Below are 10,019 nucleotides of genomic sequence, written 5' to 3'. Positions count from 1 at the left end.
GAATGAAAGAAAAGAATCTTGCCGCTGAACTGTTAAAAAAGCTGTTGAGCGAACAGATTTCAGCTTTTCAGCGCACAAACTTAGTGCAAGCGGAGAAATTCTCAGAGCGTATGCAGCGTATTATGAACTCGTACCGCAATGGACAACTCACCAATGCGGAGGTGATAGAGGAACTCCGCAAGATGGCGGATGATATTGCGAAAGCGCGGCAAGCGGGCGATGATTTGGGACTGTCTGCCGAAGAACTCGCTTTTTATGACGCGATCACCAAGCCGGAGGCAGTAAGGGACTTCTATTCTCACGATGAGCTGCGGGAATTAACAAAAGAATTGGCTGAAACATTACGCAAAAATCGGACAATCGATTGGCAGAAGAAGGACAGCGCCCGCGCCGGGATGCGGCTAATGGTGAAAAGGCTTTTGAGAAAATACAAGTATCCGCCGGAGGGCCTAGAAGATGCGGTTAAAACGGTAATTGCCCAGTGCGAGATGTGGACAGATGAGATGTAGTTTGGACTACTTACTCTGGTTGCCAAGTCATCTGAAGGGTGATATGATGATTGCATAAAGACTTTACTTTGGCAACGGAATGGCAACGGAAAATTGGATAGCCTATCATTTATGGGTAATGGAAAGAACTCAAATAATTTGTGCTAAATCATCTTAACAAAACTGTTTAAGAAACACTTGTTAAGAGCGAATTTGAGTAAATAGGAAAATCGCTATAAAGCTAGAGTTTATCAGCTTTATAGCGATTTTTGTTTTGCGTTTGGGTACGATTTGGTACAGATTTTAATTTGAGTACACCTAAAATAAGCTATAATTTATAACTGCTCTGAATAACTTTATATTTGCTCAAAAAGATAAACTAAAGATTATACTTATTTTGCTAAGGTGTCTTCAATAATTTTCTTTGCACAGTAATCAGCTAAAATTTCAAATATAGCTTTCCCCGTTGAAATTTTCTTTTCATATCCCGCAGGATTTCCTGCATACCCTAGTGGGACAACATTTTTTACAGCTTTTCCGCCGGCAATCCACTCGTTCAGACTGCTTTCCGTTAATGAATACGATTTCAACTGATTGACAATTTCTTTACGAACAGCATCAGGATAAAAATATTCCATTGCCGCTGTTTCCAATGCTCCTGCATGGATATCCAACAAATCCTTTTCATTTGCATCGTCCTCGGCAAACAATTCTGGTGAATACGCTGCATTGTCCAGCATAATAAAATCTTCTTTGCCCGACAGTCCATATGTATACAAATCATATGGTTCCATTAACAAGCGGATACTCATGTTAAACTTTTCATTTGCCGCCTTTATTGAATTGATTATAGTGTTCACATGCAGTGCGTCTCCATGTTGATTTACACAGCACACTTGATCAAAGCCAAATTGATGTAAATTTTCAAATATATCCGTTAAAGCCATTATCATCGTTTCGGGCTTAAGAGAAAATGTTCCAGGGAATGAACCTGTGCAATGATTGATTCCCCAATAATATGGCGGTGCGATTAAGCAATCCGTTTTTAGCTCGATTAACTTATATTTAATTTTTTTGCATATAGCATAGCTCAAATAAATATCAGTTCCCAACGGCAAATGTGGCCCATGTTCTTCAATGACACCTAAAGGAAACAGAACAGGCACTTTCGCATTGCCTTTCTCCTCAATTTCTTTCCAATTCATATCAGCCATCGTATCAGTAAATATAGAATAATTCATGACATATTATCCCCTTTCATATTATGTGCAAAAATATAAATAACCTTCTATTTTTTTACATTCTGATATAAAAAATAGCTTAAATGTGTAACTGGAAAAAGAGTTTGAATAAGCAGTGAAATTCTTTCAGTTCTCTGAGGTCTCACAGAGCCTCATTTTTCTCAGAAAAGCCCGGTTTATCTCGTGCTTTTTCCATAGTCTAAGAATTTGGAGAAGGAACGGAGACCATTTTGATGCCGAAAAATAATGATATCAAATTGAAAAATGGGCATTTTGTGATATAATATATTATCGGTGGGCTTTGCCCAGCCAAGTCAACCGTGTGGAAGAAATTCCACGCGGCTTTACTTTTTTGGAGGTGAGGGTATGAAAGCGTTGATTTCTTCGGCAGGGCTTTTATACCTATACCTCAGCGGATATGAAAAGAATGGCATGATATATATACAACAAGTTAATACATATAACCATATTGAAGATGGCTTCTATCAGCAAATAATGGCTTTAGCTAAAGCAAGTGATGAGGATGCAAGTTTTGTTCATATTTTCTCTGTTGTAGGCATAAAGGAAAAAGCAAATAAAGTAGTTTCTATTATTGAGAAGGAACTGAAATTAAATTATCAACGAATTCTCTCCGGAAAGAGGATTAAAAAAGCATCAGGCAAGCTGGACACTGCAGGAAATGTTTTTTATCGAAGCATTCAGGAATTTTTCTGCGAACAACCAGATCATTTTCCAAAGCGTGTTTATCAAGATTACGGTGATTTTATCATTGGCGGAATATGTTGCAACCACAGATCCAATGATATGGGAGATTCTATCATTGAGGGCACAATTTCGTTGTGGATAGAGCGTGAATTGCCTGAATTATGTGGTTCACAGTTAATGATCCGATCTTTCTTTATGCGTGATTTTGTTGGCAGAAAAGTCATTGCGGCGTTACCCGAAACGCAAACAGGTACATGGAGATTTTTATTTGAGGGAGGGCATCAAGTTATTTTGAGCGAAGATGCCCTGTATATGAAAGAAACCCTGCACCCAAACGATTTAGGTGCCTTTTGCTCATCAAACCTACAGTCCATACTCTTAAACCCTATTTATGCTTATGGAAAATGGCTACAGCCAACCGATATCTGCGAAGAATGGCATAAAGCTTTTCTCTATTTGTGTGCGATTTCGGGAAAAGAGTGGGATGCGCAAAGTATATCAAAAGTGTATGAATTATTCATCAATCTTCTTGCAGAGAACATCTGCACAACTATGGATGCAACTCCTATCATTCCAAAGTCAATGTATTGGGAAATTCTTTTAAAACAGATTTTTAGTTTCCGAAAATTTCTTGAAGGAGATGACGAACCTGTAATATCCAAAGATATGCACCAAACGATGAATTCAAGATATGTCTATTTGCCGTATTTGTGGCAGATACTGAATGTTCAGATACCACATAACAATTTTTTGCCCTCGGAGTTGCAGGCATTAATCAATAATGCCATATGGGAAAAGGACACAAACAAAAAGGGCGCACTTTGGGAAGAAGCAGCGGCATATATGCTCTCAAATGTTAATGGGTGGAAAATAACAGGCCGCCGTATCCGGGCAGGCGCTCAAGAAATAGATCTTAGTGTGGCAAATATTTCTCTGGATGATGAGTTGTGGAAGTTAGGTGCTTACATTTTGGTGGAATGTAAAAACTGGAGTTCACATGTAGATATTCACCAAATTAGGAATATAGCACATATCTCTAATAGGAAGGGTAATAAAACTGCTATTCTGTTTGCAGCTAACGGCATTACAGAGGATGCAAATGAAGAGATTTATCGCTTGGCGGCAGAAAATTTTTATGTTGTTTGTATAACGGCGAATGAACTTCTTCAATTAAACTCTGCGCAGGAATGCAAAAGGTTAATGATCGAAAAGTGGAATAATTTGCAAAACAGTGTTGATATAGCATCTATAATTTAGCAGCAGCATAAAAGCATTCCGGAAACCTGCATGAATGCTGGGTTTTTGGAATGCTTTTTTGCCTGTTGAGTACGGCTGGCAGGGAGAACGCAAAAAATCCACAAAGTGTGATTCAGGCAAAGAATATTTACTTCACTCAGATCTCCAAGTGGTTTTTTGGTGATAGAAGAATTCTTTAATACAACCAACTTTAACTCGCTAAAATTTGGTGAAAATCGCCTTTGAAAAAACACCGTCACATACTATAATATATGTCGAGTCGCAAATGCGCAAGTTCGGACTACCCGGGCTTACGCATTATTTTTATGCGGACATTCTAATATATTTTATCGAATTTTGTCGTCGATACCTCCGCCATAGCACTGTTTTATTTGGACTTTGAGGGAATCCTTGTTCTGCTGATGAGTATCTTTGCGGCAAAAGTTGCAATCGCTTATGTGGTGGTCGGCCTTGTTATTGCTGTGGCAGGTGGTACAATCATTGAGAAGCTGCAGATGGAAAAGCAGGTTGAAACTTTCATTATGGCAGCGGACAGGATGGAGATGGAATCCCTTGATCTGACACGGCGGGAACGATAGCCAAGGCATATGGAAGGCGGCGGCGACCGCCGGTAAAGAAGAACCGCCACTTGCAGTACGGCAGCTGCCTTAAAGACAGTTGCAACCTTCAAACAACGAAGGAGGAGTACCGCAAAAAGCGGCAGGAGCATATAGATGAAATGCTGACCACCAATCTGACAAGAGATCAGAAAGACATGATAGATGAAGTTTTGCTTGAGCTTGGATTGGGGCAAAAACGTGAAACAGAACTCATCTGCCGGCAGGGGCTAAAGGATTGCGTATGGCCGCTTGGCAATCTTGGATTACTGGCGTAGCAATTCGCCCCGCTAAGAGCGAATTTGGATGATCAAAAAGGCGCCCCGCAAATGGTTTTGTCATACCATTTGCGGGGCGCCTTTGGCCCGCGGGGGAAAGGTTGCGGGAACAAAAGCGCGAGGCGCAAGAAAATTGCTTTTCCGATTGGTTCAGCAGCTGCGCAGAACTTCGCTGATGCCCTCGCTGAAGGTGGGGTGGGGGCGGATGGCCGCGGCCATCTGCTCCACCGTGAGGCCGTTTGCGATGGCGAGGCCGAACTCGCCCACCAGGTCGGTGGCGCGGGCGCACATCAGCTGGGCGCCCAGCACGGCGCGGCCGGCGGGGTCGTATACCACCTTGATGAACCCGCGCTCCTGGCCGGTGAGCACCGATTTGCCGTTGGCCGACATGGGATACTTTTTGGTCTGGACCGCCAGGCCCCGGGCCTTTGCCTCGTCGGCCGAGAGGCCCACGCTGGCGATCTCGGGCTCGGTGTACACGCAGGCGGGCACCACGTCCAGCCGCAGGCCGGGGGCTTTGCCCGCCAGGGCGCGCACGACCGCCAGGCCCTGGGCCGTGGCCAGGTGGGCCAGCTGCGCGCCGCCGATGGCGTCGCCAATGGCGTATACCCCGGGCAGGGAGGTGGTGAAGGCGCTGTTGACCAGAAGGCGGCCCCTTTCGCTGGCGGGGGCTGCGCCGGGAGCAAAGGCCCCGAGGCCGCAGGGGGTGCGGCCTACGGCCAGCAGCACGGCGTCCGCCTCGCATTCGGCAGGAACGCCCTTTTCCGTGTAGCGGCAGCACAGGCGGCCCTTTTCGCAGGCGGGTTCCAGGGCTTCCACCCGGGCGCCGGTGTGCACCTGGACACCGCGCTTTTTGAACAGCAGCTTAAGGCTTTGCCCAAGCTCCCGGTCCAGGTTTGCGAGAAGCCCGTCCAGCGCCTCGAGAATGACCACACGGCTGCCCAGGGCGGCATAGATGGAGGCGAACTCGACCCCGATGACCCCGCCCCCGATCACCAAAAGGGTGCCGAAAGGCGGGCCGCCCCATTCCAGCAGTTCGTCGCTGGTCATCACGCCGGGCAGCTGCGCGCCCGGGATGGGAGGCACGGCGGGCTTTGCGCCTGCGGCCACCAGGATGTTCTGCGCTTCCAGCTCCAGCGCATCGCCCTGCGGGAACTCCACCCGGACCCGGTGGGGCGCCGTTATAAGGCCGGAGCCCTGGAACAGATCCACCTTTTTTTGTTTGAGCCGCAGGGCGATGCCTCCCCGCAGCGTTTCCACCGTGCTTTGGCGGTAAGCGGCCAGCGCAGCGGGGTCGCACCGCAGCTGTTCCGCTGAGAGGCCGAACCGTCCGCAGGCGCTCAGCTCGGCATAAAGGCCGGCGGCGTGCGCCAGCGCTTTTGTGGGGATGCAGCCCCGGTTCAGGCAGGTGCCGCCCAGCTGCCGCCGCTCGATCAGCGCGGTGCGCAGGCCCAGGCCTGCGGCCTCCAGTGCGGCCTCGTAGCCGCCGGGGCCCGCGCCGATCACCACCAGGTCATAGTGTTCCATCGTTCCTCCGTTCCGGGGCGGCGGACCGCCCGCTGTAAAGGTCAATTGTGGGGGTTCAGCCCCCACCGTGCCAGAGCTGCCGCAGATCGCCGCGAAGCGCTTCGTCTGCGCCCCGGCAGGCCAGGTGTTTGTCCAGCGCGTCGGCCAGGAGCGCCGGGCGGCAGGGCAGCCCTTCCAGGGCGCTGCCCGCGCCCGAAAACCAATCGCCCTGCAGCGCGTCAGTGTAGAGCACCGCCGCCTGCACAAGATCGTGTTCCACGGCCAGCTCCAGGGTGACGCCCCCCCAGGCCCAGCGCTGTTCCAGCCGGTGGGTGAAGGGCAGGTGCGGGCCGTACAGCCATTGCCCGGAGGCGTACTTTTTTCGCAAAAGCCCGATTTCGGCCAGGTCCAGGCGATCCGGCGGCAGAGGCTTTGCCTCAAGGGCGTATTGTTCGGCGGCGGCCTGCGCCAGCAGCCCCCGCATGCGCTGTGCGGTGAGGCCAGGGGCATGGCTGCACAGGTTTGTGACCCGGCTGCGCACCGAGGGCACCCCCTTTGCCGCAAGCTTTGTGGGGGAGACGGTGAGGTAACGCCCCAGGGCTTCCTCCTCCACCTGCAGCATCAGGGTGCCGTGGTGATAATAATAGGGCCCTGAGGAAAAAAACGCGTTGCCCGAGCATTTGCGGCCGCCCACGGTGAGATCGTTGCGGCCGCTTTTTTCGGCTGGGATGCCGGCCAGGGCGAGGGCCCGCAGCAGCACGCCCAGCTGCCTTTGCAGGTCCGCCTCGGCCTTGGGCAGGCAAAAGGTGAAATTCAGGTTGCCCAGGTCGTGATACACAGCCCCGCCCCCGGACAAGCGGCGGGCCAAATGGCCGCCCTCCTGCGCCAGGCAGGCAAGATCGCACTCGGCCCAGGCGTTTTGATTGCGGCCGATCACCACGGTGCGCTGGTTCTGCCACAGGTATAAAATACACTCGCCGGGCCGGGTGTGGAAGGTGAGGTATTCTTCCACGGCCAGGTTTTGATAAGGGTCTGTGCCGGGAGCCGTGCAGAGGTAGAGCGCCCGGGTCATGTGGCCGGCCCTTCCCAGCAATAGCGCAGCACCGGCTTGCGGGCGGCGGCGACCTCGTCCGGGCGGCGGATCGGGGTGGTGCGGGGCATGGCGTGAAGGCCGGCCGGCGCGCGCCGCGCCTCGGCCAAAATTTCCAGCAGGGCGTCGGCCGCCTCGTCCAGCGTTTCGCGGGGTTCGGTTTCGGTGGGTTCGACCATGAGCGCCTCGTGCACGATGAGCGGGAAATACATGGTGGGCGGGTGGATGCCGCGGTCCAAAAGGGCCTTGGCGATGTCCAGCGCGCTCACGCCGGTCTGCTGTTTGAGCGGCTCCAGGGTGAGCACGAACTCGTGCATGCAGGGGCGGTCGTAGGCGAGGTCGTAATGGCCCCGCAGGCGGCTCATCAGATAGTTTGCGTTCAGAACGGCATTCTGGGCCGCCTGCGGGATGCCCTCGCGCCCCAGGGTAAGGATGTAGGCCAGCGCCCGGACCACCACCAGGAAATTGCCGTGAAATGCCTTGACGTCGCCCACGCTGTGCGACTCGCGGTGCCAGCGCAAACCCTCGGGCAGCCGTTCCGGCCGCGCGCCGGGCAGATAGGGGACAAGCAGGGCCTTGCAGCCCACCGGGCCGCTGCCGGGGCCGCCGCCGCCGTGGGGGGTGGCGAAGGTCTTGTGCAGGTTTAAATGCACCACGTCGAAGCCCATGTCGCCGGGGCGGGCGACGCCCATGACCGCGTTCAGGTTGGCGCCGTCGTAATAGCAGAGGCCGCCCGCTGCGTGCACGATCTCGGTGATGGCGAGGATGTTTTTGTCGAACAGGCCCACCGTGTTGGGATTGGTGAGCATGAGGCCGGCGGTGTCCGGCCCGGCGGCCGCACGCAGGGCGCCGAGATCCACGCAGCCGTCCGGCAGGGAGGGAATATTCACCACCTCGAAGCCTGCCATGGCCGCACTGGCGGGGTTTGTGCCGTGGGCGGAATCCGGCACCAGCATTTTTGTGCGGGCCCTATCGCCCCGGGCGGCGTGGTAGGCCTTGATGAGCAGAAGGCCGGTGAATTCGCCGTGGGCGCCTGCCGCTGGCTGAAAGTTCATGGCGTCCATGCCGGTGATCTCGCACAGATACCGCTCGGCCTGGGCCAGGGTTTCCAGGCAGCCCTGCACCGTGTGCGCAGGCTGCAGGGGATGCACGCCGGTGAAACCGGGCAGGGCCGCGGCCGCTTCGCCCGCCTTTGGGTTGTACTTCATGGTGCAGGAGCCCAAAGGGTAGAAGCCGCCGTTCACGCCGCGGGTGCGCCCGGCAAGCGCCGTGTAGTGGCGGCTGAGCTCGGTTTCGCTGACCTGCGGCAGGCGGGGCGGGGCCGTGCGGGCAAACCCGCCCAGGTCGGGCAGGGGCAGGGTGCAGGGGGGCACAAGATCGCACCCGCGCCCCGGGGCGCCGCGCTCAAAAATCAGTTTCATGCCTTGCCCACCTCCTTTAAAATGGCGGCCAGAGTTTCGATCTCCTCCGGCGTGTTCAGCTCGGTGGCGCACCACAGCAGCTCGTTTTCGCCCACCGGCAGGCCGCCCAGATACCCCTGCGCTTCCAGCGTGCGGAGCACCTGTGCCGCGGGCACCGGGCAGGTGGTGACGAACTCGTGGAAATAGGGGCCGGCGTGTTTGCGGGGGTACCCCGCGCCAGCCAGGGCCGCTTCCAGAAGGCGGGCGTTGGCCATGCAGTGCTGCGCCACACGGGTGAGGCCCTCTGCGCCCATGGCGGACAGATACGCTGCCGCGGTCATGGCGCACAGCGCCTGGTTGGAACAGATGTTGGAGCTTGCCTTTTCGCGGCGGATGTGCTGCTCCCGCGCCTGCAGGGTGAGCACATAGGCGCGTTTGCCGTCGGCATCGGTCGTTTGGCCCACGATGCGTCCCGGCAGCCGCCGCATGAGCGCCTTGGTGGTGGCCATAAAGCCCAGGTAGGGCCCCCCGAACGCCAGGGGCAGGCCCAGGGGTTGGCCCTCGCCCACCGCCACGTCTGCCCCGGATTCGCCGGGGCTTTTGAGCAGGGCCAGGGAGATGGGGTTGCAGCCCAGAATGAGCTTGGCCCCGGCCCCGTGGGCAAGGTCCGCCGCGCGGGCGCAGTCTTCCAGGCAGCCGTAAAAGTTCGGCTGCTGCAGGTAAACGCAGGCCACCGAGCTGCTGAGCAGATCGGCAAGGGCGTCGAGGTCGGTGCGGCCTTCGCGCTCGGGGATAATGCGCAGCTCCATGCCGCTGCCAAAGCAATAGGCGGCAAGCACGCTGCGCACCTGGGGCTGCGCGGCCGCACTCACCAGGGCCACGGTGCGCCCGCGCTCCCTGCACATGGCCAGCGCCTCGGCCGCCGCGGTGGCGCCATCGTACACCGAGGCGTTGGCGGCCTCCATGCCGGTGAGCTCGCAGATCATGGTCTGGTACTCAAAAATGGATTGCAGGATGCCCTGGCTGATCTCGGCCTGGTAGGGGGTGTAGGCGGTGACGAACTCCTCCTTGCCTACCACGCTCTGCACGATGGCCGGGATGTAATGCCGGTAGGCGCCCGCGCCCCGGAACAGATGGGGAAAGACCGTGTTTTGCCAGGCCAGCCGCTCCATCTGGGCGCGCACCTCCAGCTCCGAGAGACCGGAGGGAAGGTTCAGCGCGCCGGGAGCCAGGCGAAGCTGGGGCGGAAGGTCGGCATACAGCGCGTCAAAGCCGGAAAAACCGGCCGCCCGCAGCATTTCCTGCTGTTCCTGCGGGCTGCTCGGGATATAACTGCCCATAAAAACGCTCCCTTCGCGGCTCAGCCGCCCAGCCCGGCGCAGTAAGCTTCGTAAGCGGCGGCGTCCATCAGGTCCTCGCCGCCCGACACGCCCCCGGCCTTTACCAGCCAGGCGCCGT

General features: G+C 55.1%; 8 protein-coding genes and 1 pseudogene. 4 read left to right on the top strand and 5 right to left on the bottom strand.

The genetic code is table 11. The features are described from left to right. A partial coding sequence (locus ACMLHZ_RS02570; RefSeq protein ID WP_418666245.1) for a type I restriction enzyme endonuclease domain-containing protein occupies nt 1–509 on the top strand: 509 nt, incomplete at its 5' end. A 371-nt stretch (nt 510–880) separates the two neighbouring features. Here ACMLHZ_RS02570 and ACMLHZ_RS02565 read toward each other — a convergent pair. Beyond that, entirely contained in the window at nt 881–1,729 is an 849-nt protein-coding gene (locus ACMLHZ_RS02565; protein ID WP_418666244.1) for a creatininase family protein, read from the bottom strand. A gap of 366 nt (nt 1,730–2,095) precedes the next feature. Between ACMLHZ_RS02565 and ACMLHZ_RS02560 the strand changes: the two genes are divergently transcribed. From ACMLHZ_RS02560 to ACMLHZ_RS02550, 3 genes and pseudogenes are all read left to right on the top strand, one after another. Then, complete coding sequence (locus ACMLHZ_RS02560) at nt 2,096–3,691, top strand: restriction endonuclease (RefSeq protein WP_418666243.1); 1,596 nt, start codon at nt 2,096–2,098, stop codon at nt 3,689–3,691. A gap of 383 nt (nt 3,692–4,074) precedes the next feature. Further along, a pseudogene (locus ACMLHZ_RS02555) lies at nt 4,075–4,266 on the top strand (permease); the annotation flags it as partial. A 53-nt stretch (nt 4,267–4,319) separates the two neighbouring features. Beyond that, a complete protein-coding gene (locus ACMLHZ_RS02550) occupies nt 4,320–4,565 on the top strand; it encodes a hypothetical protein (RefSeq protein ID WP_418666242.1) in 246 nt (81 codons plus the stop codon). 150 nt (nt 4,566–4,715) lie between these two features. Here ACMLHZ_RS02550 and lpdA read toward each other — a convergent pair whose 3' ends face one another. Genes lpdA through gcvPA form a run of 4 tightly spaced genes read right to left on the bottom strand, consistent with a single transcriptional unit; the run spans nt 4,716 to nt 9,901 of the window. Beyond that, complete coding sequence (gene lpdA / locus ACMLHZ_RS02545) at nt 4,716–6,092, bottom strand: dihydrolipoyl dehydrogenase (protein ID WP_418666241.1); 1,377 nt, start codon at nt 6,090–6,092, stop codon at nt 4,716–4,718. A gap of 55 nt (nt 6,093–6,147) precedes the next feature. After that, nucleotides 6,148–7,143: a lipoate--protein ligase gene (locus ACMLHZ_RS02540; RefSeq protein WP_418666240.1), complete on the bottom strand. Its 996-nt coding sequence runs from the start codon at nt 7,141–7,143 to the stop codon at nt 6,148–6,150. After that, nucleotides 7,140–8,582 carry an aminomethyl-transferring glycine dehydrogenase subunit GcvPB gene (gene gcvPB, locus ACMLHZ_RS02535; protein ID WP_418666239.1) on the bottom strand — a complete coding sequence of 481 codons (1,443 nt, stop codon included), beginning with the start codon at nt 8,580–8,582 and terminating at the stop codon, nt 7,140–7,142. Before gcvPB ends, ACMLHZ_RS02540 begins: the two co-directional genes overlap by 4 nt. After that, on the bottom strand, nt 8,579–9,901 hold the full coding sequence (gene gcvPA / locus ACMLHZ_RS02530) for an aminomethyl-transferring glycine dehydrogenase subunit GcvPA (RefSeq protein WP_418666238.1): 1,323 nt from the start codon (nt 9,899–9,901) through the stop codon (nt 8,579–8,581). The genes gcvPB and gcvPA overlap by 4 nt, the downstream gene beginning before the upstream one ends. Between the last annotated feature and the right edge of the window lie 118 nt (nt 9,902–10,019).

The organism is Allofournierella sp. (genome assembly GCF_048388525.1).
Taxonomy (GTDB): domain Bacteria; phylum Bacillota; class Clostridia; order Oscillospirales; family Ruminococcaceae; genus BQOK01.
Note: the sequence above shows the minus strand (reverse complement) of the source record. Positions and strands in the feature narration are given on the sequence as shown.

Coding starts and splice junctions, on each gene's coding strand:
- lpdA (WP_418666241.1), bottom strand. CDS start 6,092: ATGGAACACTATGACCTGGTGGTGATCGGCGCGGGCCCCGGCGGCTAC.
- gcvPB (WP_418666239.1), bottom strand. CDS start 8,582: ATGAAACTGATTTTTGAGCGCGGCGCCCCGGGGCGCGGGTGCGATCTT.
- ACMLHZ_RS02540 (WP_418666240.1), bottom strand. CDS start 7,143: ATGACCCGGGCGCTCTACCTCTGCACGGCTCCCGGCACAGACCCTTAT.
- gcvPA (WP_418666238.1), bottom strand. CDS start 9,901: ATGGGCAGTTATATCCCGAGCAGCCCGCAGGAACAGCAGGAAATGCTG.
- ACMLHZ_RS02565 (WP_418666244.1), bottom strand. CDS start 1,729: ATGAATTATTCTATATTTACTGATACGATGGCTGATATGAATTGGAAA.
- ACMLHZ_RS02560 (WP_418666243.1), top strand. CDS start 2,096: ATGAAAGCGTTGATTTCTTCGGCAGGGCTTTTATACCTATACCTCAGC.